Raw genomic sequence first — 24573 nt, forward strand, 5'->3', positions numbered from 1 at the left:
CTGACCGGCTCGGCCGCAGATATCAGGGTGGTCCCCGATGGCGGGCGCGCCCGCCACCCGACAGGATGGAACCAACCATTGCGGGCGTCCGTGTTTTCACGGGCGCCCGTCACGCCCGCAAAGTAGCACCGAAGTGAACAGGAAAGGCGATCATGAGTTCGCACGCCCAGGATGTCGCGGCCCGCGCAGTCGGCCTGTCCAAGACCTACGGCACCGGAGATACCCAGGTGCACGCCCTCAGTTCGGTGTCCGCAGATTTCGCCCGCGGTGAGTTCACGGCGATCATGGGGCCGTCCGGTTCCGGTAAGTCGACGCTGATGCATTGCCTCGCCGGTCTGGATTCCGCCAGTTCGGGTTCTGTTCTCATCGGTGACACGGAACTCACGACGCTTTCCGACAAACAGATGACCCAATTACGACGCGATCGCATCGGTTTCGTTTTCCAGGCGTTCAACCTGGTGCCGACGCTGACGGCGCTCGAGAACATCACGTTGCCGCTCGACATCGCGGGACGCAAGGCGGACCCGACCTGGCTGAACAGCGTCCTGACCAAGCTGGGTCTCGGGGATCGCCTCGATCATCGGCCGGGAGAGCTCTCGGGTGGTCAGCAGCAGCGTGTGGCGTGTGCGCGTGCGCTGGCGGGTCAGCCGGAGATCATCTTCGGCGACGAGCCGACCGGAAACCTCGATTCGAAGTCCTCCGGTGAGGTGCTCTCGATCCTGCGGGCGGCCGTCGACGAGTTCAACCAGACCGTGGTGATCGTGACGCACGATCCGCGGGCAGCGGCGTATGCCGACCGGGTGGTGTTCCTCGCGGACGGCAAGATCGTCGACGAATTGCGCGAGCCTACGGCGGATTCGGTCCTCGACCGGATGAAGCGTCTGGACGCTCCGCAGGCGGTCGTGAACGTGGAAGCCGGGGCTTGAGCACATGGCTTCGGTAAGCAACTCGCCGATGCGCAAGGTTTCCCTGCGCAACTTGGCGGCACACAAGGTGCGACTTGCGCTGACGGTTCTCTCCGTGGTGCTTGGCACGGCTTTTGTCGCGGGGTCGTTCGTTTTCACCGACACCCTCCAGAAGACTTTCGATTCGATCTTCGAGAACACCGCCCAGGGCGTCGACGTCCGGGTATCGATGGAAGAGCGCAACACCAGTGGCGTTCCGGTCGAGGATGTCGACAAACTTGCCGCAGTCGACGGCGTCCGAGCGGTAGCCCCGGCCGTCAGTGGACAGATCGTCCTGATCAACGCAGACGGCGGCGCTGTTCAGACCGGCGGCGCGCCGAGTATCGGTCAGTCCTACCTACCGCCGGGCCAGGCGATTGCCGAACCCGACACCTTCGTCGAGGGCGCGCCTCCGACGCAGACCGGTCAGGTCGCGCTGAACACCAGCGCCGCCGAGCGAGCCGGACTGAAGGTGGGGGACTCCGCCAAGGTTCTGGCACCGGCCCGCGGAATCGTGGACGTGACGTTGTCCGGCATCTACGAGGGGGCGGGCAGTGACACCGGCGGGTTCATCGGCGCGCTCTTCACCGACGAGCAGGCCCGTGGACTCTTCACCGACGGCCAACACGTCGAGTACATCGACGTCGCGGGCGACGGGGTGTCGCAGACGGAACTGCAGCAACGCGTCGAGCAGGTTTTCCCCGATCTCAAGGTGCAGACCGGCGACCAGGTTCGTGAGGAGACCAAGGCCGAGGTCGACTCGGCGCTGAGCTTCATCAACTACTTCCTGTTGGCGTTCGGCGCGATTGCTCTGCTCGTCGGAACGTTCATCATCTACAACACCTTCTCGATGATCGTGGCGCAGCGTCTTCGTGAGCTGGCGCTGCTGCGTGCGATCGGTGCGAGCCGAGCGCAGGTCGGCCGTTCGGTGGTCACCGAGGCGCTCGTGGTCGGACTCATCGGCAGCATCATCGGTCTGCTCGGCGGTATCGGTCTCGCCTACGGATTGCGCAGTCTGCTCAACACATTCGACGTCGGTCTGCCGGAAGGCCCGCTCCAGGTGGGCGCCCGCACGATCATCGTCGCGTTGGTGGTCGGCGTCGTCGTCACGACGCTCAGCGCTTACGCCCCGGCTCGTCGTGCGTCGAAGATCCCGCCGGTGGCGGCCATGCGTGAGGAGTTCGCCTCCACCGGCGACTCACTGCGAGTGCGGACGTTGATCGGTGCGATTCTCGGCGTGATCGGTGTGGCACTGCTCGTGTTCGGCTCTCGCGGTACCGGCGGCGGCGCGGCGCTGATCGTCGGCCTCGGTGCGTTCTCGTTGATCATCGCGGTGCTTCTCGGGGCTCCCGCGCTGTCGCGGCCGATCGTCGGCGCGCTCGGTGCCGTGTTCGCCAAGCCGTTCGGTGCCATCGGGCGATTGGCTCGTACCAATGCGGTGCGCAATCCCCGTCGCACGGCCGCAACGGCATTCGCGTTGACTCTCGGTCTGATGCTGGTGACGGTCATCGGAGTGTTCGGTTCCTCGGCCAAGGCGAGCATCAATGCTCTTGTCGACGTGGGTGTTTCGGCCGACTACATCCTGACCGGTCCCAACGCGATCGGCGTGCCGCGAGGTGCGGCCGACGCGGTCCGACAGGTGCCCGACGTGCAGAGCGCGACGTCGTTGCACGGAGTGCGTGCGAAGGTCGACGGTGAGGACGAGCAGGGCGCTTCGTTCGACGGCCCGATCGAAGGCGTGCTCGAGTACAAGATCCTCGAGGGCACGGTCGATCTGACCGGCAACAACATGCTCGTCTCGAAGTCGACTGCGGATGACAAGGGCTGGACTGTCGGCTCGACCCAGACGTTGACCGGTCCTGGCGGCGTCGAGTACCAGACCGTTGTCGCGGGAGTGTTCGAGGACAACCAGCTGATCGGCTCGTGGATCGTCTCGGACGAGGCGTACAGGAAGCTGATGCCGGCCGAGAGTCTGCCGGACTTCGTGGTGCTGGTGAAGGCGAAGCCTGGCGCGGATCTGACAACGCTGCGATCCGAGCTCGAAACGGCCACGGAGAAGTACGTCGTCGTCCAGGTGCAGGATCGTGAGGAGTTCAAGGGAACTCAGGGCCAGCAGATCAACACGTTGTTGGCGATCCTCTACGGACTGCTTGCACTCGCGGTCGTGATCGCAATCCTGGGCATCATCAACACCCTGGCACTCTCGGTGGTCGAGCGGCGACGAGAAATCGGAATGCTGCGAGCTGTCGGCATGCAGCGAGGACAGATGCGACGCACGATCTACCTCGAGTCGGTCCTCATCGCGGTGTACGGCGCGGCGGTCGGAGTTGTTCTCGGCATCGCGTTCGGTTGGGCCTTCGTGAGCACTCTCGCGGATCAGGGCCTCGACAAGATCACGATCCCGTGGGGTCAGGTGGTCGGAATGCTGATCGGCTCGGGTGTGGTGGGTGTCTTGGCGGCGCTGTGGCCGGCCAACCGAGCGGCCAAGACGAAGCCGCTCGAGGCGATTGCAGACATGTAGGGCCTTCGGCCCCCGTGCGCACTTTTGGTAGCGGTAACAGCCGAAAGTGCGCACGGTACCGTTGCCACATGAGCACCCTTCAAGAAGTCGGCGAACGTGAATCCTGGCGCTGCTGGCTGTGTGACGAACCGGTCGATCCCGACATGTCCGTCAATGATCCGCGCGGCCCGAGTATCGACAGCATCAACACCGCAAAAAAGGGTGGCAAGACCAAAGGCGGCGTCGAACGCTTGGCGCACCGCGCATGCAACACCAAGAAGGGTGCGGTCAAACCTGTTGTGGAATGGCCGGATCGGCTGTTCGTCGTGGATCCCGCTCCGATCATCGGGGTCGTGGAGCAGCTCGAGCGAAAGGGTGGCCGCGTCGCCGTCGCTCGCTGCCCCGGCAAGGACGACGCCCAGGAAGCGTCGGATTGGTTGATCGATCGGTTGTCGCGTCTGGCTCCCGCGTTGAATGTCGAAACAAGTATCGACGCCGCGGGCGGGGGTTACCTGTTGGTCCTGAAAACCGTGTAGGGGGTCGGCCCTGAGTGCCGTCTTTTGCGGTACCTGTTCCGCCTCCATAGCTGTCGGGGTACGGTCGAACCGAACATGAATCCGGTTTCGAGTGCGAAGGAATCCCGATGAACCTGGCATTGACCGACGAGGAACTAGCGTTCCGCGACGAGATGCGGACGTTCTTCCGTACGCAAATCCCCGCGGACATCAGGGAGGCGTACGCCCACGGCGAGGAGTTGGGGCGCGACCGTATGGTCGAGGCGCAGCAGATCCTCAACGCTCACGGTCTGGCGGTACCGCACTGGCCGGTCGAGTGGGGCGGCAAGGACTGGACCCCGGTCCAGCACAACATCTGGCTCGACGAACTGCAGCTTGCGTCGGTTCCCGAACCTTTGGCGTTCAACGCCAACATGGTCGGTCCGGTCATCGCGGCCTTCGGCTCGCAGGAGCAGAAGGAGAAGTTCCTTCCGGCGACTGCGAACCTCGACATCTGGTGGTGCCAGGGATTCTCCGAACCCGAGGCCGGTTCCGATCTCGCTTCGCTCAAGACCCGTGCGGTCCGCGACGGCGACGACTGGGTCATCAATGGTCAGAAGACCTGGACGACGCTGGGACAGTACGCCGACTGGATCTTCTGCCTGGTGCGCACCAATCCCGATGCGCCCAAGCGTCAGGCCGGCATCTCGTTCATCCTTGTCGATCTGAAGACGCCTGGCGTCACGGTCCGCCCGATCAAGCTGATCGACGGCGGCTACGAGGTCAACGAAGTGTTCTTCGAGGACGTCCGCGTTCCGGGAGAGAACCTGGTAGGTGAAGAGAACCAGGGCTGGGGCTACGCCAAGTTCCTGCTCGGCAACGAGCGAACCGGTGTCACCCGCGTCGGTTTCTCGAAGGTTCGTCTGGCCCAGGCCAAGGCCCGCGCTGCCGAGGTCAAGGTCGGCAACGGAACACTGCTCGAAGATCCGCTCTTCGCTGCTCGCCTCGCCGAACTCGAAAACGAATTGCTTGCCCTCGAGCTCACTCAGCTCCGGGTGGTAGCCAGTTCCGCTGACGGCCAGCCGAACCCGGCGTCGTCGCTGCTAAAGCTTCGTGGCTCCGAATTGCAGCAGGCGAGCGTCGAACTGCTGATGGACGTGGCCGGCCCTGATTCACTGCCGTACGACGCGGGCAGCGACATCGCCTCCGCGAGCTGGGCGCAGCACACTGCCCCGACGTACCTGAACTACCGCAAGGTATCCATCTACAGCGGATCGAGCGAAGTGCAGCGCAGCATCATCGCCTCCTCGATCCTCGGATTGTGAGGCGTGGCATGGACTTCGAACTCAACGACGAACAAAAACTTCTCCGCGACACCACCAAGGATCTCCTCGCGCGTAGCTACGACGCCGAGAAGCGCAACGCGATCATCGACTCCGATCCCGGGTGGAGCCCGCAGGTCTGGAAGCAGTTGGCCGAGGTCGGCTTGCTCGGCCTGACATTCTCGGAGGACGACGGCGGCATGGACGCCGGCCCAGTGGAAATCGGCGCGGTCATGACCGAGATCGGTCGACGCTTGGCACCCGAGCCGCTACTCGACGCGGTCGTGACGCCGGGCGGGCTCATCTCCGAAGGGGGCAGCGCAGAGCAGCGCTCGTCGATTCTTCCCGGAGTGGCCGAGGGCACCACGTTCCTCGCGTTCGCCGACCAGGAACCCGGAATCCGTTGGCCGGCAACCGAACGGGCCACCGCGGCGGCCCAGGTCGACGGCGGCTGGACCATCACCGGTATCAAGAATCCCGTCGGCCACGGCGCGACGGCGGACATCTTGGTCGTGAGCGCTGCGCTCCCCAGCGGTGGCGTCGGACTGTTCCTCGTCAAGAGCGATGCCTCCGGTTTGGTACGCAAGTCCTACGCCACTCACGACGGGTTGCGCGGGGCGCAGATCGAGTTCACCGATACGCCGGCCGAAGCACTCGGTGAGGGCGGTGACGCTACTGCTCTGATCCAGGCCGCGCAGATCCGTGAGCAGGCCGCGCTGTGCGCCGAGGCTGTCGGAGCGATGGAAGAGGCGCTACGCCTGACCACCGAATACCTCAAGACCGCGTAAGCAATTCGGGGTTCCCCTCGCAAAGTTCCAGACACTGACACACCGCGCCGCCGACCTGTACGTCTCGCTCGAGTTGGCACGCAGCATGAGTCTGTACGCAACGATGTCCCTTGCCGACGGCGTCGTCGATCCAGTGATCGCTTCGCGGGTGAAGTTGCAAATCGGGCGTTCGGCTCGGCTCATCGGCCAGGAGGCGATCCAGATGCATGGTGGTATCGGTATGACCGCCGAGTACCCGGTGGGGCACTACGTGAGCCGTCTCGTCGCCATCGAGCACACCCTCGGCAGCACCGAAGATCACCTTCGGGTGTTGGCCGCCGGTGTGGCTGATCACGAGATGGTCAGCGTGGTCTGATCTTTCACGAACGACGAAGGGGCCGCATTCCGTTCCAAGGATGCGGCCCCTTCGTCGTTCAGCGGTGATTGCGCAGGACGTCCAAGCGGAGTCGGCGCTGCTCGATGTTGACGGCGCTGTCGGTGAACGCTTGTTGCCACCCGGGGTCGCTCGTTCGTGCCGCCGCGTCCTGCAGAAGCGGTACGGCGTCGAAAGGGAAGCGCGCCTGCACGCTTCGCAGGGTGGAAAAGTGACTGTGACGCGAGTGGATGCCCAAGTCCTCACCCGTCGCAGCATGCTCCATCGCTTCGTTCTCCAAGGCATTCAACAACTTTTCGGCGACGGCCAGGGGCCATGGGCGGTCGATGCCGTCGAGTAGTGCGCTGCCGTCGACGCCCAGAAGGTACTCGTCCGCGTGGCCGGCAACGATGTACTCGACGCGCTCGCGTGGGTCCGCGATGGCGACGATTCTCCGGTCGGTCGTGCGCCCGTCCCGCTCCAGAAATGCCGACGCCCACGCGGTGTTCTTCTGGAGAACGGTTGCGGCAATCCATGATTCGATCATCACCGCGCGCCATTGCTTCTCGATGGGGATGGTGAGGGCCTCGCGTGGCGAACCGGCCATAGATTCCCACAGCGTCAGCGGAGTGGCGGTCACGACTTGCCGTAACCACCAGCGCCGGATGCCCTTGTTCTTGTAGTGGACGTCTTCGATGCCGTCACGAAATGCGAGGTCGTCGAGCGAGCCGGGCAATCGGACGGCAAGGCGCGGCCGCAAGGGCTTCGTCTCGAGCCGCACCCAGGACCGAGCCCGAGTGACCATTCGAGAGGCAAACGGAGATCGGGGGAGTTGCCGTAGTAGTTGAATTGCACGCTCACGGACCCGCACGGCTGGATCGTCGAGTGCACGCTCGAGGAGCGCGTAGTCGTGTTCACCCAGCCCGACGTCGAGATGGTCGAGGAAGTGCAGCCGGCTTGCCGTGGCCTCGTCGTCCCAAGCGATCTCGAGCTCTTCGCTCGCCAGTTCCGGGTCGACCGTACGTATGTAATCGAACCAGGCCGTACGGTCGTCCCGATCGGGCGAAAGCCACAGCTCGTCCCGGCGTGATCCGATTCGTCGTAGCTGGGCCCAATCCGGGTTCTGCTCCGCCAGGTACTGCCCGCGTCGACCGGCGAGGCGAAGTAGCGCCTCGCGGTGCTCGGGATACTTCAGCGCGGCTTCCATGAAGAGCGGGACACTGGCCGCGGGCGCGAGGAATCCGCGTTGGTCGGCCATCGCGAACCATTCCGCGAGAGTCCAGGAACGAACCTGCAACAAGGACTGAAGTTGTTCGATCGCGAGGTCGGGAAGCAGCGGTTGAACTGCTGGATCAGTCTTCGATGCGCGCGAGTGACCTGCGTGCGCGTCTGATCGCAGGGAGGTCACCCGCCTACGGTATGGCAGGGGTGCGTCGAGCTGGGTCGCAGGGGTCGGGCGCGTGTCGGCAGATTCTGGAACAGTGGTAACCGGCGACCACAAGGAGGCGTGAGATGGCAGACGGAACTGATGACGTCTTTGTCGTGGCGTCGGTGACCGAACGGCGAACGCTCATCTCCACCCGAGTGAGGGAGTGGTGTGCGGCGGGGACAGTCGAGTCGAACCGGCCGGAGTTGTCCGATGATGTCGCGCTGCTGATCGCCGGCGGCTATGCGGACGAGTCGACGCGGTCGATCCTGGCGAACCGGCGCAGTGTCGGACGTTCGTTCCCGGAGATCGGCGGCTTCTCGGAGTTGCGGTATCTCACCGACGAGCTGGCCCGCACCAGACGTCGACTGCTCGCGACTCGCATCGGCCCTGTTCAGGTTGTCCTCGAACGACGGGTGCAGGCGCTCGAGAAGCGCGTTCAGTCGATGCGGTCGGCGATCGTGCATTCCAATCGTCACTTCGCGAGCAGCGTCCGTGCCATCCGCAAGGACCGGCGCGACGGCCTGCATCTCGACGTCGAGCAACGCGAGGCTCTCTTTGCCGGGCTCACCCGTACACCGGTTCCAGCCAAGCTGCCGGTGGGGCTCGGTGTCGTGGCCAGCAGTGGAAACGCAGCACTCGACAAACTCGCCGCCCAGTTCGGGAAGGTCCAGGGAACCGGTGTCATCGCCGATGCCGGAAGGCGCATCGCGGAAGTCCTCGACGGACTGGTCGATTCAGAACCCGAGGGACGCGCCGGTGAGTACGACGCCTTGCTTTACCTCGCCGGGAATCTGTTCGACCGGATCGAAAGCTGCAGCGCGTGGCATTCCGACCACTTCGTCATTCAACGCAACCAACTCGACCTGGCCGACGAGATCACCCAGATCGCGGTCGACACCGTCGCGCTGCGTTCGATTCTTGCGGAGTTGGACGACGCGGCTGCACTGGCACGCGACGAGGGAACCCGAGCCGGAATCGCTTCGCGCAGGGAAGCGCTCGGCGCGGTCTGGGACCAGCTGGTCGAGCGCGTCGCGGCCCTCGCGCGGATCGGTGACCTGGTCGCACGGGCCGAGGATCAGTTGAGTTCGCAGCGCGCGGTTGCGCATGCAGCGAGCCTCGACAGCCGGATCGACGACCTACTTGCGCGCTCGGGATCACGTGAACTTTCGGCTGCAAACACGCACTACGTCGGGGATCAATTCGACGGTGTGGAAGAGCTGATGTTCGCTCACCGGGCGGCGCTTTACGGGGACATTGCACTGCTGACCTCTGGGAACGAGCGTCGGGCGCCGTAGTCAGGCCGTCGCCGGAGCTGTAAGGTCGGGGGTACTGACCGGCCACACGATCGAAGTAAAGGCCGGGATTTCGCTCAATGCTCGACCCCGATGCCGATCCGGTGATGCGGGCGTACCCGCTCGAGACAGGTCGATCATGGAAGACACCGCAAGCCGCGGCATCAATGCGTTCATTTCCGAAGCTACGCAGCGTGGGGGCAAGGCTGTCCGTCTCACGCACTCACGTCGTAATCCCGTCGAGGTGACGGGCGCTGACGGTGTCAGCCGAATCGTCCGCGTGCGGTCCAAGCTCGACGGTGACTGGCAGGCCAGGCGTCAGGACGAGTCGCTCGAGAGTGACGACACCCGCTCCGAGTTCTGGGTGTTCGTCGACCTGGCAGCAGATCCGCACGAGTTCTACATGTTGCCCTCCAACGAGGTCGCCGACGACATCCGCGCCGAGGTCGACCTGTGGATCATGGACAGCCCCGGACGTAATCGCACCGGCCATCACGCGATTCCGCGTGGGCGCGTCGTGCACGGTCACGATCGTTGGGATGCGCTGGGCTTGGCCGCGGTCAAGGATCCGAGCATTTACGTCGAGACCCCGGTTGCGACCAAGCGTAAGACGTCGCCAGTCGCCGCGAAGAAGCGTCGCGCCAGCGGTGTCGAGGAGATCGAAGTCGTCGACAATCGCCTCGAGATGACAGCCGATTGCCACGGATATCGCTGGGTCGGGCGCTTCGACGAAACCACCGAGGTCGTCGAGATCATGCGCGGACCGATGGAAGGCCGCCGATTCCCAGATCCGACCGCGGCCGCAAATGCCGTCACCGGTCACATCTCAGGCGACACCGAGAGCCATGACGGTTGGTCGTTCTGGACGATCAACAACACGGCCCTCGGCGCTCATCTCAAAACTGCCTGATCTCAGGCTCCGACTGCCGCCGACACCCGTTCGAGAGTGTCCAGTTCATTCGACGAGAGCACCAGATTCGGGGCGTCCAGTAGCGCCGGGAGCTGCTCGGGCCGGCTGACGCTCGCGATCGGTGCGGTGATGCCCGGTCGAGTCAGCAGCCAGGCCAGCGCGACGGTCGAGATCTCGCTGTCGTGTGCCTGCGCGATTGTCGCCAGTTCCGCGACGACGTCGAGTCCGGCGTCGCTGAAGTATCCGGCCGTCAGTCGTTCGCGGGAGCTGCCTTCGATGTCCGCGCGGGTCTTGTATTTTCCGGTCAGGAAGCCGGAAGCGAGAGCGAAGTACGGGAAGACGCTGATGTTGTTGTCGGTGGCGATCTGGGCAAGTTCGGGTTCGTACGACTTGCGGTGAACCAGGTTGTAGTGCGGTTGCAGCGCGATGGGCGCGGCGTAACCGTTCTCCTCGGTGATCCGCAGCCACTCCCGGACGCGGTCGGGGCTGTAGTTGGAGATTCCGAGATAGCGAACCTTGCCCGCGACGACCAACGCATTGAAGGCTTCGAGAGTTTCCTCGAGCGGAGTCTGCGGGTCGTCGAAATGCGCGTAGTACAGATCGATGCAGTCCGTCTGCAGGCGCTGCAGCGACGCCTCAGCTGCGGCCGCGATGTTGTCGGCCTTCAGGCCCTTGAAATCGGGATGGCTACCCACCTTGGTGGCGACGACGATGTCGTTCTGCAGTCCCCGATCGGTGATCCATTTCCCGATGATCGTTTCGGATTCCCCGCCGGAATTGCCGGGAGCCGACGCCGTGTACGAGTCGGAGGTGTCGATGAAGTTTGCACCGGCTTCGGCGAACGAGTCGAGGATCTCGAAGGACGTCTTCTCGTCTGCTGTCCATCCGAAAGGGTTGCCGCCCAAGCTAAGTCGGAAGATGTCGAGGTCCGAATTTCCGATGATCGCCACTGTGTGGAACTCCCGTCGATGAAGGTGGTCGCTGCATCCCGCACCGTACCCTCTCACGGCGCTGGCGATGGCGCGCCCTCGCCAGGTTCGCCGAAAAATGTATCGGATCGTGATTGCCGCCGTCGGTGTTGGGTATGGCCTCAAATACTGAATTCTTCGATGGACTGCTGATAGGAGCGTCCGATGATGATTGTGGACGAAGCCACCCGCGTCGTTCGTGGTGTGGCAGACGCAACGACGACGGTGGCCGGAGCCGTCGGCGGTGGAGTGATCGGTGGAGTGACGGGCGGGATACGCGGATCGGCGGAGGGTGTCCGAGACGGAATTCGTGCGGGTAGTTCCTCGACGCCGACGGCGGTTCTCACGATGGCGGCCGTGGGTGCGGCGGGATTGGTGGAATGGCCGGTGCTCTTGGCAGTCGGCGGCACGGCCCTGGTACTCCACGAATGGGATCGCAAGAGCGGTCGGCCGGATCGCCAGGTCAAGGCGGTTGGCCGCACGAGCAAGCCGGAACAGGTAAAGAAGGAATCGAGCGGAAACTCCCACAAGGCGGCCGGCCGGTCACAGGATCGAACTCACAGTTCTTCGCACACTCGATCCACTCACTGATGTTCTCAGCGATGGCCCGGCGTGCGGTGTCGGTGGCAACTTTGCCGCCGCGCCTGGCGTTGTCGGGACTCGCGTTGGTGGGCGGTTCGACGATTCCGCGAACCGCTGTCAGTGACGTGGCGTTGCGGACCGGCACCCTCGCGTTGGCGGGTGTGGGGATGATTCCTGCAGCAGCGGGATCGATATTCGGTGCCCCGCGAATCCCAGGTTCCGCCTATGTCTCGGCGGCCGCGTCGGCGATCAATTATCAACCTCGGGTGCGTCGGCGAATCGAACAGCGCCTTGGCCGTTCGCTCACCGACTTCGCATTGGAGTCGGCGACGTCGTTCGCGGATGTTCTGACCTATGCGCCTGCGTCATTGGGCGTGGATTTCGGGCTGCGGACGATGCTGCTGCGCGAAACTCTGGCGGCGCGAAACTCTCGGCGGGTGTGGTCATTCGAACCTGGCGGTCGCGGTGCTTCCACGAGGCCTGACCCGAGTGGTCCGGGGGAGCGTTATGCCGACAGGATCGCTGGGGTTCAGCTGGCGGCCGGGGCTGCACTGGCTACCGTGTCCGCCGGCGGTGACACCGTCGCGACGAGTATCAAGGTTTCGGCGCCGCGGCCGCTTCGGATGTCGCGCGAATCATTCGCTGCTGGTGTGTCATACGGTCTGTGTCGGACGCACCACACCGCCGTTTCGGACTCTGCGGCTCTACGCATGCTCGATCGTATTGACACCGTCCTCGTCGATCCGAGCGTCCTCTTCGACGACTCGCTCCGGGTTTCCGACATACGAGAGGTGGCCGAGTCGGATCGCGTCGCAGTGTGGGAACAAGCCAGGAAAGCTCTGAACGACGGAACTGTCGGAGTGGGAAGGCACCGCATCGGCGGCGCCGAAGTGGTCGTGCGACCCGTGCGAAAAGGTCTGGCGGAAACACTGATAGGCGAAATACGTGCGGCCGGGGTCGCAGCCGTCACGATCGACGACGACGGGCTCGGATCACTGCGAAGTGGATTCGACGAGCTCTATCCGGCGCAATCGACTGCCGAAGCCGGCCTGCGCGAGGCTCTCTCGGCGTTGGTGGCCGAGGGTCGGACAGTTGCGATCGTGTCGAGTAGGGCGATATCGGGACAGGCAGTGCTACGCATCGGGATTTCACCACCGAGTGGCGAGCACGTGAGTGCCGACATCCACACCGACTTGGCCGGGGCGTGGCGGGTTGTCCATGCGCTCCCGGCTGCTCGAACAGCGACGAGGCGCGGTGTCGAACTCTCCTCAGGTTCTTCGGCATTGGGTGCCTTGATCATGCTTCCGGGAGTTCGAGGGGCAGGGCCGGGGCCGGTCACGGCTGGTTCGGCCGCGGGACTGTGGACCGGATACACCTTGTCCCGATCTGTGATTAAAGCGCCCGTCCCTGTCGGTACTCCGAGCGATACCTGGCATGAGATGGACGGTGATGCTGTCGTTCGCGAACTATCCGAATCCATCCGACATACACCGCACCGTGCGGAAGCTCGTGTGCGAGCGCCCGCACGGTTCAGGTTGATCCGTGACGGATTGTCGGCGTTGCGAACAGAATTGGCGGATCCACTGACGCCTGTATTGGCGACCGGCTCCGCTGCCAGTGCAGTCCTCGGTTCACCGGTAGACGCCGTCCTGGTCGGCTCGGTCTTGGTCGGCAATGCCGCGATGTCCGCTGTTCAACGGCTTCATTCGGAGCGGGCGGTGCAGCGGCTCTTGCGGACTCAGGAACCGGTAGCTCGGCGAGTAACCAACGACGGCACGGTCGAGACAGCGGCCGACGCGCTCGAACTCGGTGACGTCGTGGCAATCGAGTCCGGGGACATCGTGCCCGCAGATTGTCGCCTGTTGAGCGTCGAATCGCTGGAAGTCGACGAGTCGTCGTTGACGGGAGAGTCCCTGCCCGTCGACAAGCAGACCGACCCGACCCCTGGGATGCCACTGGCCGAGCGACGGTGCATGGCCTACGCAGGGACAACAGTGCTTGCCGGATCCGGTCGTGGCGTGGTCACGGCCATCGGAGCCCGAACGGTGACCAGGCGTGCCGATGTCGGTGTGTCCCGATCCGGACCTGCTGTGGGCCTGACCAACAGACTTCGCGAACTCACGAGGGCGACTCTGCCGGCCAGTATCGGCGGTGGGGCGTTGGTGACAGTCGCGGGTCTGCTTCGTGGTACCGGTCTGCGCCGCGCCGTCACCGGAGGTGTGGCCGTGGCTGTGGCTGCCGTGCCGGAGGGGCTGCCTCTGGTTGCCACTCTGGCTCAGCAGGCCGCAGCGCGAAGGCTCACTGCAGCAGGAGTGTTGGTTCGTGCGCCACGATCGATAGAAGCGCTCGGTCGTGTCGACGTGGTCTGTTTCGACAAGACCGGAACCCTCAGCGAGAACAAGCTACGGGTGGCCGCGGTCGAACGCGTCGACGGCTGGGACGAAAGCGAGATTCTGGAAGTTGCGGCGCGCAGTGCCCTGGGAAGTCGCGACGATCGCGTGTTTCATTCGACGGATGCCGCCGTCGTCGATGCAGCCCAGCAAGCTCTGGACGATGCTTCGGTTTTCGGTGACGTCGAGGCGAACAACCTCGTTCCGTTCAGGTCGGGGCGGCCGTACTCGGCAGCTTTGCTCGGCAGGCGGATCGCACTCAAAGGTTCGCCGGAATTCGTGACCGAAGCAGGACGAGATCCGAATGCTGTGTCGGCGACGCACGTTCAAAGCATGGCCGGACGCGGTCTGCGGGTGGTTGCCGTCGCCCAGCGCGAGTTGTCGGAACACGACGCGCGACGCGCAGGCGAAGACTCGCAATTTCTCGAACAGTGTTGCTCCGAGGGGTTGGAAGCGGTCGGCCTTCTCGGACTCTCGGACACGCTGAGACCCGAAGCAACGCAACTTGTTCGAGAACTTCGAGGCGACGGACGGCAAGTGCGCGTGCTGACCGGGGATCATCCGACAACAGCGGCCGCGGTCGCCACCGAACTGGGGTTGGACGTCGCACGCGAGGATGTTGTCACCGGTCCTGACTGGGAGAACTTCTCTCGCGCCGAAAGACGGGATGCGGTCCGCGGCAGCAGCGTCTTTGCGCGCGTGACACCCGAGCAGAAGGTCGAGATCGTGCAAGCGTTGGAGACCGACGGGCGAGTGTGCGCCATGGTCGGTGACGGCGCGAACGATGCTGCGGCGATCCGAGTTTCCAGCGTGGGAATCGGGGTGGCGTCGACCGACAGTGATCCGGCGCGCGGCGCCGCAGACATCGTGCTCCTCGACGGCCGTGTCGGCGGACTGACCGACGCATTGGACGAGGGCAGTCAATTGTGGCGGCGGGTCAGATCAGCGGTAGGGGTTTTGCTCGGAGGCAACGCGGGTGAAGTCGCATTCGCGCTGATCGGTTCTGCGTTGTCCGGCGAATCACCGCTCAACGCAAGGCAGTTGCTGCTGGTCAATCTGATGACGGACGCCTTGCCCGCTGCCGCGCTTGCGGTGAGCACCCCGTCCGAGAACGGATCCGAGAAGTCCGAACAGATGGACGCTCATGCCTTGTGGCAGACGATCGCTGTCCGCGGCGGTGCCACGGCAATCGGTGCGCTGGCAGCGTGGCTTCTGGCCCGGGCGAGCGGTAGGAGGCGGCGAGCGTCGACGGTGGCGTTGGTTGCCGTGGTGGGCACCCAACTTGGGCAGACGCTGCTCGAATCACGCAGTCCGCTGGTGGTCGCAACCGTTGCCGGATCCGCTGCGGCGCTGGCGACGCTCGTCAGTACACCCGTGGTGAGCCAATTTCTCGGTTGCACGCCGCTCGGTCCCATCGCCTGGGGCCAAGCGGTGGGCTGCGCGTCGGCGGCGACGCTGCTCGCGGCGCTGGCCCCGCGGGCGTTGGAGCGGATTGCCGCAACTGAGGAGAACGCGAACGGTCAGTCGACGATTCGCAAGATCCCGACGCGAACGAGCACTGCGTACACCTCCCGAACCGGGGGAGTCAGCGCCCGCGACAGCGTGGAAATCAGCGACGTGGAAATCAAAGAAGCGGAAACCGGTGAATCGGACACGCTTGTGAGCGTCGCTGCTGGAAGTGACACGTCGCCGAACTCCCGGGCGACCCGAGATGAATCCTGAGGAATCGTGACATGTCCCAGAACACCGTCGACCACACGAACCCCGTCGATCACCGCGCGGTAGTCGAATCCGTCCGTTCGGCACGGAGCTTCGAGTTGGAGCTACCGATCGTCGGTGCCATCCCTGTTCCGAGACCCGAGCAGATCGCCTACTTTGCGGTGATGGGACTGATGGTCGCCTTCGAGATCATCGAGTGGCCCGTGGCAGTCACCATTGCAGCGGGGCATCTGCTCGCAACAGAGCAGCACAATCACGTCCTCGAAGAGATCGGAGAGGCGCTCGAGGGCGTCTGACGCAGGCGCGCCTGGACACAAATCGAGGCCTGGACACAAATCGAGCGGCCCCGCATTTCGCGGGACCGCTCGACGTGCGGAGAAACTTACTGCGCGAGTGCGCGCTTCATGCCGCGTTCGACTGCTGCGATGATCTGCGGACGCAGTTCTGCGGCAGGGACGATCTCATCCACCGAGCCGACCTCTCGGGCCCGCTGGATGTTGTGGATCGCTTCGAATTCGGATGCCACTTCGCCGAGCTTGTCGGAGCGGACGGCGATGCGCTGAGCGTTCAGTTCTACGCGCAGATGTGCTTTCTCCGTGTCATCCTTGGCTGCTGCCAAGTCTGCCTCCAGTTGCTGCACCTTCGGGTCGTTGTTGGTGCGGGTGTTCACCTCACGGGTGAAGACCACTGCGGCGGCGGGGGCGCCGCCGAGTACCGACGCGAACGAGCCTTCGACAGCAAGAACTTCCATGTTGTCGTTGAGCGCACCGGAGAACACGACGAACGCGCCGCCGTGGTAGCGGGAGACGACGCAGAACACGATCGGTCCGTCGAAGTTGACGATGGCGCGGCCGATCTCGGCGCCGTACTCGAGCTGGATGTTGCGCAGCGACTCCGGGGAACCGTCGAAGCCGGACAGGTTGGCCAGCACCACGATCGGACGGTTGCCGCTCGCAGCATTGATCGCGCGAGCAGTCTTCTTCGACGAGTTCGGGAACAGCGTTCCCGACGTCCAAGTGTCGGGACCGTCGGCGGGGAAGTGCCCCTTACGTGGGATCGCGCGGGATTCGATGCCCACCACTGTGACCGGATGTCCGGCGAGGTGCGCGTCCAGAACGACCGAGGTGTCGGCGCCGGCCATGTCGGCCCAACGCTCGAGAACAGAGTGGTCCTGGTCGACCACCGAACGCATCACGGTGCGAATGTCGAAGGGCTTCTTGCGATCCGGGTTCTTCGCCGAGGAGAAGATGTCGCCGACCGTCTCGAAGTCGCTCGACGGGTGGGTGTGCGGGAAACTACGCACGTCGCGATCGACGGGGTCCGTCGTCGCTGCGCGGCGCGGGAACCGTTCGCCGGGAGCGAGGTACGAGTGTGCGTAGTGACGGAACAGGATCTCGCACGCCGCAGTGAGGTCGGGGGCCCAGTACTGCGCCTGGCCGTTGGGGCCCATGACGCGGTCGTAACCACCGATACCGAAGTTGTCCTCGGCCGACACACCACCGGAGTAGTCGAGAGACTGCTTGCCGGTCAGCACCATCGCGCTGTCCGGGGTCATCACCAGAATGCCCTTGGTGTGCATCAACATGGTGGCTTCGGCGTTCCAGTAGGGCTGAGCGCCGACGTTGATGCCCGTGACGACGATGTTGATCTCGCCGCCGTTCTGGGTGAAGGTGATGATCCGGCGCAGACCGCGGGAGACCCAGTCCATGTTCTCGGTGCCGCTCTCCATCGAGATGGTGGCACCGGAGGACAGTGCGAACCACTCGACCGGAGCGTTCAACTTCTCGGCCAGGTCGATGGCAGCGACGACGCGTGAGCACTCGGCCTCGGCGACGGTACCGAGCGCCTTGGTGGGGTCACCGAATAGCGCGACACGGGTCATTCCCTCGGGATAGCGCGGCGTCGGCGTGTTCACGAGGCCGACGACGATGCCGGCCTTGTTGAGCCCGTACGGACGCTCGACAGGTGACAGGACGCCCGCTTCGTCGAAGTCGTGCTCGACGAAGGTGCCCTTGGTGCCGGTCAGGAGTGGAATCAGCTCGTACGGGTACACAGTTCCGCGTGCCCGCGAACTCTGGACCTTCTGGGCGTACGCGTCGAGGGGGAGCAGCGGTTCGGTGGGGGGTGTGGTCTTGTTGATGACCACACCGGCACCCGCGCGGTAGGAGAATCGCAGCGCAACTTCCTTGGGCGCGCCGCCCTTTCGGTCCTTCAGCCGAGTGATGAGCGTGATCTCTTCGAGCCCGGCGCCGACGGTCAGTCGGGCTGCGTTCTGAGCGATCACCGAGAAGCGCTCGCTGGGAACGTCGGCGACCGGCCACACGTAGAGCACGACGCGGTTGGCTGCGAGTCGACGCTTGTCGCCCCGCTGGGACTGCGCACGACGGATACCGTCGAGGCAGGCAGCGAGCGTGCGCTCGATGGCCGGGAGTGCAACCATCTGACCTTCGTCGTCGAGTTGCGGTGTCACGTCGCGGATTTCGGCCAGAGCGATCAGGCGCTCGTCCTTCGGATTCTCCTTGGCCGAGAGGTGGAACAGGTAGGTGTTCTCCGGAGCCGGGAGGCGCTTTCCGTTGAAGTTCTTCAGGCGCCACATGTCCAGACGCTGACCCGTGAGCGGATGCATGTCGCGGATGATGTGGTCCTCGACCAGTTCGCCGTCGACGGGGCGGAAGGTGACCCACCGGACCGGATCCCCGTTCGGGTTGCAGATGATCACCGTCGCGCGGCGAGACCGTGTGATCGTCTCGTTGCGCGAGAGTTCGGTGCGCAGCGTCTCGACGAGCGCGTCGCCGTCGGCGGGCTGATCAGGCCAGTCGAGGTAGATGTCGACTACCAGCCCGCGACCGGATGGAGCATCCTGCGCGATCGTGGCGACATCGTCGAGAGCCGTACCGAGAGCGTCGAATTCGGCCACCGTCGAGACCAGATGCAGCCCGTCGCCCTTGAGGTCGAAGTTACCGGTTACGAAACGGCGGTCGACGTGCTCGAAAACGCGGACGTCTTCGAACGAGTGAATCTTGTAGTAGCGACGCGTGATGACCTCGAGCAGAGGGCCGCCATCGCGGTTGCCGAGGCCGATCTTTCGACCCAACAGGTCCAGGAGCGGTTCGGGAGTGGCGACGAGATTGGCGATTCGCTCGTCGAAATCTGCAGCGTCCGGCTGCTCTTCGAGGTAGGCGAGGTTGCCGCGTACTCCGTCGTAGACGTCTTCGCGAACTTTGCGGATGCGCGGCTCGTCGAAGAACCGGAAGCGAAGGTTGCGGGCGACGTCGCCGATGACGGGGTAGCGGACCTGCGTCGCGACGATGAGTCGATCGAGAACCTCGTTGAGCTCCTGCGCCGAGCAACCGGGAGCCTTGTCGCCGACGAGCCAGCCTTCGAGAAGTGCTGCAATGACCGGGATCTGGGCTTCCATGCGCTGCAGAGCCAGGAAGAGTCGGTACACCGCTTCCTCGACGGCCTGGCGATCTTCCAGATCGGTGACGTCGTAGTGGCGAAGTGCCCGTTCGAGTCTCGTGCGGAACGACGCCGGCAAACCTTCGCGCTCGGAGTCGAGTGAGTGCAGGAAGGTGTGGAAGTGCTCGCGGGGGCTGTGGACGGATTCGTCCTTCGCGGACTCACCCGAGGTGGGCTTGTTGCGCGAGAGTTCGCAGATGTCGGCGAAGGTGGTCAGCACAGCCAGTTCGGCCTGTACCAGTTCGCGGTCCTCGGATTCGAGTGCGCTGCGAAGTGCGTCGTACTCGGCCAGAACAGCATTTGCGTGCTTACCGCTGACGTCGTAGCCACTGATCATCGCGGTCAGTGCTTCCAGCTGTGCCAATGCATCTGCGCGGGTATCGGACCCGGAAGTTGCTGCGGGAAGATCGAATTGGACTCGCGGAGCCTTCTCCGTGACAGCTTCCTCACTGACCTGGTCGACGCGCAGGAGCGGTGCGCCGGCATCGACCTGGGAGTTGACGGTAGCGAGAACCTCACGCACTTTGCCCGCATACGGAGCGCGAACCGCGGTCTCCATCTTCATGGATTCGAGCACGACCAGAGTGGATCCGGCTTCGACGTCGTCGCCGACCGCGACCGGTACTGCTACCACTACGGCGGGAGCCGGCGCGCGGACCACTCCGGCGTCGTCCTGGCTGATCTGGTGGCTGATGCCGTCGACCTCGACGAGATAGCGAGCCGGGCTCACGACGGAAACGACGTGGAAGCGCCGATCACCGATCACCAGCCGTGACTCGAAGTCGCCGAGACGATCGACGTCGACCTCGATGTCGCCGGCGTCTCCGTCGACGCGGTAGCGGTGCGGGCCGATACGCCCGACGGTCAGTTTGTATGCCTGACCTTGGTAGTTGAGCTCGACGGTACGGCCGATCGCGTGGTTGGCGCGGGGACGGCCGCCGCGTGCCGAGGCGAGGAAGGCCGCACGCTCGAGGGACTCCTCGGCGTCGTAAGCATCGATGGCGGTGGCGATCAGTGCGACGTCCGCGCGACGAGTGGTGCCGGTCAGGGCGCCTGTGCGGTCGAGCCAGCCGGTATCCGCGGATGCCGAGATGACCTCGTCGCGATCGAGTAGATCGAGGAGGAACGACTTGGTGGTAGTGCCGCCGTCGAGTACGACAGTGGTTTCACGAAGGGCGGTACGCAGGCGCGCAAGTGCCTCGGAGCGGTTGCGGCCCCAGGCGATGACCTTCGCGACCATCGAGTCGTAGTCGGGCGGAATGACGTCCCCGGCAGCGATACCGGTGTCGACCCGGATGCCGGAGCCGAGCGGAAACTTGAGGAGTTGAACGGTGCCGGGTGCCGGCGCGAAATCGTTGTCCGCGTCCTCGGCATTGAGGCGGGCTTCGACGGCGTGGCCGAATGCGGGCGGGCAGTCACCGACCAATTCGTCACCACTGGCGACCAGAATCTGCAGTTTGACGAGATCGATTCCGGTGGTGACCTCGGTGATCGGGTGCTCGACCTGCAGACGGGTGTTGACCTCGAGGAACGTGAAGAGCTTGTTCTCGGGCTGGTAGAGGTATTCGACCGTGCCTGCGCCCTGGTATCCGGCTGCCTTGACCAGTTCGGCCGACACCTTCTTGAGGTGGTCCGACTGTTCTTCGGTCAGGACGGGGGAGGCGGATTCTTCGATGACCTTCTGGTTGCGACGCTGAATCGAGCAGTCGCGAACGCCCGGAGCCCAGACATTACCGTGGTTGTCGGCGATGACCTGTACCTCGACGTGGCGTGCATCGGTGACAAGGCGTTCGAGGAAGACGACGGGGTCGCCGAAGGACCGCTCTGCTTCGCCCTGCGTGCGCTCGAGTGCAACTTCGAGTTCGTCTTCGGCCCAGACCTTGCGGATACCGCGTCCGCCGCCGCCGCTTCGGGCCTTGATGATCAGGGGATATCCGATGGACTGAGCATGACGACGAGCGTCGGCGCGCGTTTCGACCGGTCCGCCGCTCCACGGGGCGACAGGTACGCCGACCTTCTCGGCCAGGATCTTGGCGGCAACCTTGTCGCCGAGCAGGCGCATCGCGTCGGCGCTCGGGCCGATGAACGTGATGCCCAGTTTCGCGACGATCTCCGCGAAGGCGGGATCCTCGGCCACGAAGCCCCAGCCGACCCAGACTGCGTCGGCCTTGGCTGCGAGCAGTGCTCGCTCGAGTTCGGCGTAGTCGAGGTACGGGCTACCGGTGCCGGTGCTGCGCAGGGTCACGCCCTCATCGGCCTGGCGGACGAACATGGCGCGGCGCTCGGCCTCGGTGTGCAGTGCAATGACGCGAATGCCGTAGTCGTGTTCGGCGTTCAGTTCGCGTACAGCCCTGATCAGCCGGACCGCGGCCTCACCTCGATTGACCACTGCGATTCGTTTGAACATTGTCACTGCCACCGTCCTTGATGAGATTCTTCGTCACGTACGTTGCGATATGAGCCGACCGTGTCCCACATACCCGGATTCCCCGGTTCGTGAACTACGCCGCGATGCGCTGTGTTTCCCCCGGTTGCGCGTCGGCAAGTGATTGCCCTTCCGGTTCGTCGAGTCCCCTGCGCTGAAGCACTGTGTGCACCGAGGCGCTGTGTGCGCTGAGACACTGTGTGCCTTGTGCGCCACCCTGCAGGCGTGGACTCAGAACCGCTCCAATCACGAATCAGCAACATATTGTGTCTGCTTCCAGGGAATCCCTGGTTTATCTAAGAATGCAGTATGTCGACGCTCATGTCACCTGGGCGAATTGAAGAATATTAGTCAACGTGAACCACGGTTACACATATGGTGTTAAATCATTGCGGTGCAATGGAATTCGGACTTGTGACACGGATCACGATGGTAATGTAATCGGCAAGAAAGTGAATACTCACTGGTAACAAAATCGCATATTCGGAGAATTCTCTGGGTTGCTCGATTATTACTGATCGGTACTACTGGCGAGTATTTTTTATGTCCGGTCGGACCGTATTCGAGAAATCGCGTTCGATGGTTGCGATGTGCTTTGCAATCGCGTCGAGTCCTGAGGGAGGGAGGTGCAATCCGTTGCCGAGAGCAAGTGAAGTCCGCTTGAAGTGCTCCACGAGTGGTTCGTATTTCGTGACCAGCCTCAGCCTGACGGTCTCGCTCAGGTACTTCACGCTTCCCGCGTTGTCGACGAAGTCACTGAACTTCACGAGGAACACTGCGGGATCCGCTATCGCGCGGATGACGTGATCCTGATATCCGGCGGTGGTGTTGTCGCATGGGTAGTCGATTGGATTGGTCACTGCCTCAACAAGTTCGGAGATTCTGTGGCCGAAGCGCGACGCGATGAGTGTTGACGCACGTTCCTGCGCTTCGGATGCGGACATGTCGTCTGCAGTCTGGCCACCGAGGAGCGCGATGACGGCGTGTGGTCGGTCCTCGACCGTGTCGTGAAGCGCGGTTGCGCTCAGGATCTCGACATCGGAGCACCCGTACCGAAGCAGCCGCAATACATTTCGTAGGGGATGAACGATGTAGGGATCCTCGTCGGACTTGATCCCGTTCTTTCTGAACTGATCGAGGTGCGCAAGGGTCGCGACCTCCATGGCGAGCCGTAGGGTTTCACCCGAGATCGCCAGCTCGTCGACGGCGCTCTCGATGGCGAAGACCAGCGTTGCAGCGTCCATCTCCTTCAGGGGCAACTGGTCGAATGCAGACCTGATCGGGTCGGAGTTGCTCATGCCAAATAGCCTTCCGGTTGGTGAGGCGTCGCGACGAATGTCCTGGTGCAGATCTGCAATCGAGCCCTGATTGACGCCGGAAATACAGGTCGAGGTCAGAATCATCTTGATTCTATCCGGCGACTACGACAGCAAGTGTTCCTAGCGTTGTCATAGAGGTGGGCGGGGAGGTTCGTTCGCCTCCATCACAGGCAAATAGGGCAGGAAGAGGTTCGATGACCACGGAGGCGACCCTGGCGTCGTTTGTCGAGACAGTTGACACGGATGTCGACACCCATCCGCTGGACGATCCTGTGCGACAAGGACTTCGCGGACATCATGCGCAATTCGCTCGCTGGGCAGAGAGAGTTGCGCGGTACGACCCGACGGTCCCGCCGTTTGTCGGTCATCCGCCCGAGTTGGACGCCGAGGACTGGGAGAACCTACTCACACTCGTAGGTCCTGGCGGCACAGTAGGTTTACGAGGATTTGATCACCGCCCGCCGGAAGGGTGGCGCGTTGTGGATCAGTTCGGCTCGGTGCAGATGGACGGATCCGCACTCGAAGTCTCCGTTGATCCGTCGGTCGAACTTCTCGGAACGGGCGACGTTCCCGAAATTCTGGCATTGATCGAGCGCACCAAGCCAGGACCGTTTCTTCCTCGTACCGTCGAGATGGGCAGTTACTACGGCATTCGCGTCGACGGAAGACTTGTTGCCATGGCGGGGGAGCGGTTGCACCCTCCGGGATGGACGGAAATCAGTGCGGTGTGCACTGACAGCGACTTTCGGGGTCGAGGCCTGGGTACGACGCTGATCCGTGCCGTCGCTGCCGGGATTCGCGAGCGCGGCGAGCTGCCATTTCTCCATGCAGTGCAATCGAATACGAATGCGATCAGACTCTACGAATCACTGGGGTTCGTTCTCCGGAAGAGATCCAGGTTGACTGCGGTGCAGGCGCCTGCCTGATCGAATTCTCGCCGACGCCTGTGTTTCGGGCGCTCGGCCACTAGTCTGAACAAATGACAGTCGATCAGGCGTTGGACAGTGATTTCCTCACTCTTGCCGATCCGTACCGCCGCGAGTTGCTGGCGCACTGCTATCGCATGATGGGGTCGATTCACGACGCCGAAGACCAGGTCCAGGAGACGTTCATCCGGGCTTGGCGCGGGTTCGACGGTTACAAGGGCCAGTCATCTCTGAGGACCTGGCTCTACCGCATCGCGACGAATACCTGCCTGACCGCGCTGGAGGGGAGATCGAGGCGTCCCCTCCCGACCGGCCTCGGCGCACCTAGTTCGGACCCGGCCGACGATTTGATCGAGCGCAACGAGATTGCCTGGTTGGAACCGATCGCCGATTCTGCGTTGGGCGACGTCAATGATCCGGCCGTCATGGTCGTCAATCGCGATTCGGTCAGGCTCGCGCTTGTTGCCGCTTTGCAGCACTTGTCCGCGCGCCAACGTGCGGTTCTGGTTCTACGTGACGTTCTGCAGTGGAAGGCGTCGGAAGTTGCGGAGGCGCTGGACACCACAACCACTGCGGTAAACAGCCTGCTGCAGCGGGCTCGCGCGCAGATCAATCACATCGGACCCACCGAGGACGATCTCGTGGAACCGACTACCGAGGCTGCTCGGAAGTTGCTTCGCGACTACGTGCACAGCTTCGAGAGCTACGACGTCGAGGCCATCGTCGAACTGTTCACGCGCGAAGCCATCTGGGA

Annotated in this window: 15 protein-coding genes and 1 pseudogene (1 of these 16 only partly in view); 12 read left to right on the forward strand and 4 right to left on the reverse strand. The window is 63.7% G+C overall.

The genetic code is table 11. The annotated features are described in order from the left end of the window. Positions 1–152: 152 nt before the first annotated feature. The 5 genes and pseudogenes from ABIE52_RS31815 to ABIE52_RS31835 all read left to right on the forward strand — a co-directional run bounded on the left by ABIE52_RS31815 (position 153) and on the right by ABIE52_RS31835 (position 6403). Complete coding sequence (locus ABIE52_RS31815) at positions 153–926, forward strand: ABC transporter ATP-binding protein (RefSeq protein ID WP_003945134.1); 774 nt, start codon at positions 153–155, stop codon at positions 924–926. Between the two features lie 4 nt (positions 927–930). Continuing rightward, on the forward strand, positions 931–3465 hold the full coding sequence (locus ABIE52_RS31820; RefSeq protein WP_019749299.1) for an ABC transporter permease: 2535 nt from the start codon (positions 931–933) through the stop codon (positions 3463–3465). Positions 3466–3533: 68 nt separating this feature from the next. Continuing rightward, entirely contained in the window at positions 3534–3980 is a 447-nt protein-coding gene (locus ABIE52_RS31825) for a hypothetical protein (protein WP_007736175.1), read from the forward strand. A gap of 107 nt (positions 3981–4087) precedes the next feature. Further along, a complete protein-coding gene (locus ABIE52_RS31830) occupies positions 4088–5263 on the forward strand; it encodes an acyl-CoA dehydrogenase family protein (RefSeq protein WP_007736177.1) in 1176 nt (391 codons plus the stop codon). Between the two features lie 8 nt (positions 5264–5271). Then, positions 5272–6403 (forward strand): annotated as a pseudogene (locus tag ABIE52_RS31835) (acyl-CoA dehydrogenase family protein). 58 nt (positions 6404–6461) lie between these two features. Here ABIE52_RS31835 and ABIE52_RS31840 read toward each other — a convergent pair. After that, positions 6462–7808 (reverse strand): DUF5691 domain-containing protein, encoded by a 1347-nt coding sequence (locus ABIE52_RS31840; RefSeq protein ID WP_007736181.1) that lies wholly within the window; start codon positions 7806–7808, stop codon positions 6462–6464. A gap of 104 nt (positions 7809–7912) precedes the next feature. Between ABIE52_RS31840 and ABIE52_RS31845 the strand changes: the two genes are divergently transcribed. Together ABIE52_RS31845 and ABIE52_RS31850 are read left to right on the forward strand one after the other, a co-directional pair. After that, entirely contained in the window at positions 7913–9124 is a 1212-nt protein-coding gene (locus ABIE52_RS31845; protein WP_192712346.1) for a hypothetical protein, read from the forward strand. Between the two features lie 136 nt (positions 9125–9260). After that, complete coding sequence (locus ABIE52_RS31850) at positions 9261–10031, forward strand: hypothetical protein (protein WP_003945109.1); 771 nt, start codon at positions 9261–9263, stop codon at positions 10029–10031. 2 nt (positions 10032–10033) lie between these two features. Here the strand turns inward: ABIE52_RS31850 and ABIE52_RS31855 are convergent, their stop codons facing one another. Beyond that, positions 10034–10981, reverse strand: a complete 948-nt coding sequence (locus tag ABIE52_RS31855) for an aldo/keto reductase (RefSeq protein ID WP_007732210.1) — start codon at positions 10979–10981, stop codon at positions 10034–10036. Between the two features lie 183 nt (positions 10982–11164). Here ABIE52_RS31855 and ABIE52_RS31860 point away from each other — a divergent pair, with 183 nt between their 5' ends. From ABIE52_RS31860 to ABIE52_RS31870, 3 genes are read left to right on the forward strand one after another with little or no spacing between them, the layout of a single operon-like run. Continuing rightward, on the forward strand, positions 11165–11590 hold the full coding sequence (locus tag ABIE52_RS31860) for a hypothetical protein (protein WP_030536906.1): 426 nt from the start codon (positions 11165–11167) through the stop codon (positions 11588–11590). Continuing rightward, positions 11590–15693 carry a cation-translocating P-type ATPase gene (locus ABIE52_RS31865; RefSeq protein ID WP_192712347.1) on the forward strand — a complete coding sequence of 1368 codons (4104 nt, stop codon included), beginning with the start codon at positions 11590–11592 and terminating at the stop codon, positions 15691–15693. Before ABIE52_RS31860 ends, ABIE52_RS31865 begins: the two co-directional genes overlap by 1 nt. Positions 15694–15704: 11 nt before the next feature. Further along, a complete protein-coding gene (locus ABIE52_RS31870; RefSeq protein ID WP_030536904.1) occupies positions 15705–15986 on the forward strand; it encodes a hypothetical protein in 282 nt (93 codons plus the stop codon). Between the two features lie 86 nt (positions 15987–16072). Here ABIE52_RS31870 and ABIE52_RS31875 read toward each other — a convergent pair whose 3' ends face one another. Both ABIE52_RS31875 and ABIE52_RS31880 read right to left on the reverse strand, forming a co-directional pair. Beyond that, positions 16073–21556: an ATP-binding protein gene (locus tag ABIE52_RS31875; protein ID WP_030536903.1), complete on the reverse strand. Its 5484-nt coding sequence runs from the start codon at positions 21554–21556 to the stop codon at positions 16073–16075. Positions 21557–22098: 542 nt separating this feature from the next. Next, positions 22099–22872 carry a hypothetical protein gene (locus ABIE52_RS31880; RefSeq protein ID WP_238592676.1) on the reverse strand — a complete coding sequence of 258 codons (774 nt, stop codon included), beginning with the start codon at positions 22870–22872 and terminating at the stop codon, positions 22099–22101. 215 nt (positions 22873–23087) lie between these two features. Between ABIE52_RS31880 and ABIE52_RS31885 the strand changes: the two genes are divergently transcribed. Further along, positions 23088–23819 carry a GNAT family N-acetyltransferase gene (locus ABIE52_RS31885; RefSeq protein ID WP_192712348.1) on the forward strand — a complete coding sequence of 244 codons (732 nt, stop codon included), beginning with the start codon at positions 23088–23090 and terminating at the stop codon, positions 23817–23819. Positions 23820–23872: 53 nt separating this feature from the next. After that, on the forward strand, positions 23873–24573 hold the 5' portion of the coding sequence (locus ABIE52_RS31890) for a sigma-70 family RNA polymerase sigma factor (protein WP_003945115.1). Its footprint extends 274 nt past the window's final position; only the first 701 of its 975 coding nucleotides appear in the window; its start codon is at positions 23873–23875; its stop codon lies off the right edge, out of view.

Source organism: Rhodococcus sp. OAS809 (assembly GCF_040546695.1).
Classification (GTDB): domain Bacteria; phylum Actinomycetota; class Actinomycetes; order Mycobacteriales; family Mycobacteriaceae; genus Rhodococcus_F; species Rhodococcus_F qingshengii.

What these genes read in the sequence shown, in the direction of transcription:
- ABIE52_RS31815 (WP_003945134.1), top strand. Translation starts at nt 153, where the DNA reads ATGAGTTCGCACGCCCAGGATGTCGCGGCCCGCGCAGTCGGCCTGTCC.
- ABIE52_RS31845 (WP_192712346.1), top strand. Translation starts at nt 7,913, where the DNA reads ATGGCAGACGGAACTGATGACGTCTTTGTCGTGGCGTCGGTGACCGAA.
- ABIE52_RS31875 (WP_030536903.1), bottom strand. Translation starts at nt 21,556, where the DNA reads ATGTTCAAACGAATCGCAGTGGTCAATCGAGGTGAGGCCGCGGTCCGG.
- ABIE52_RS31860 (WP_030536906.1), top strand. Translation starts at nt 11,165, where the DNA reads ATGATGATTGTGGACGAAGCCACCCGCGTCGTTCGTGGTGTGGCAGAC.
- ABIE52_RS31865 (WP_192712347.1), top strand. Translation starts at nt 11,590, where the DNA reads ATGTTCTCAGCGATGGCCCGGCGTGCGGTGTCGGTGGCAACTTTGCCG.
- ABIE52_RS31885 (WP_192712348.1), top strand. Translation starts at nt 23,088, where the DNA reads ATGACCACGGAGGCGACCCTGGCGTCGTTTGTCGAGACAGTTGACACG.
- ABIE52_RS31820 (WP_019749299.1), top strand. Translation starts at nt 931, where the DNA reads ATGGCTTCGGTAAGCAACTCGCCGATGCGCAAGGTTTCCCTGCGCAAC.
- ABIE52_RS31870 (WP_030536904.1), top strand. Translation starts at nt 15,705, where the DNA reads ATGTCCCAGAACACCGTCGACCACACGAACCCCGTCGATCACCGCGCG.
- ABIE52_RS31880 (WP_238592676.1), bottom strand. Translation starts at nt 22,872, where the DNA reads ATGAGCAACTCCGACCCGATCAGGTCTGCATTCGACCAGTTGCCCCTG.
- ABIE52_RS31825 (WP_007736175.1), top strand. Translation starts at nt 3,534, where the DNA reads ATGAGCACCCTTCAAGAAGTCGGCGAACGTGAATCCTGGCGCTGCTGG.
- ABIE52_RS31850 (WP_003945109.1), top strand. Translation starts at nt 9,261, where the DNA reads ATGGAAGACACCGCAAGCCGCGGCATCAATGCGTTCATTTCCGAAGCT.
- ABIE52_RS31830 (WP_007736177.1), top strand. Translation starts at nt 4,088, where the DNA reads ATGAACCTGGCATTGACCGACGAGGAACTAGCGTTCCGCGACGAGATG.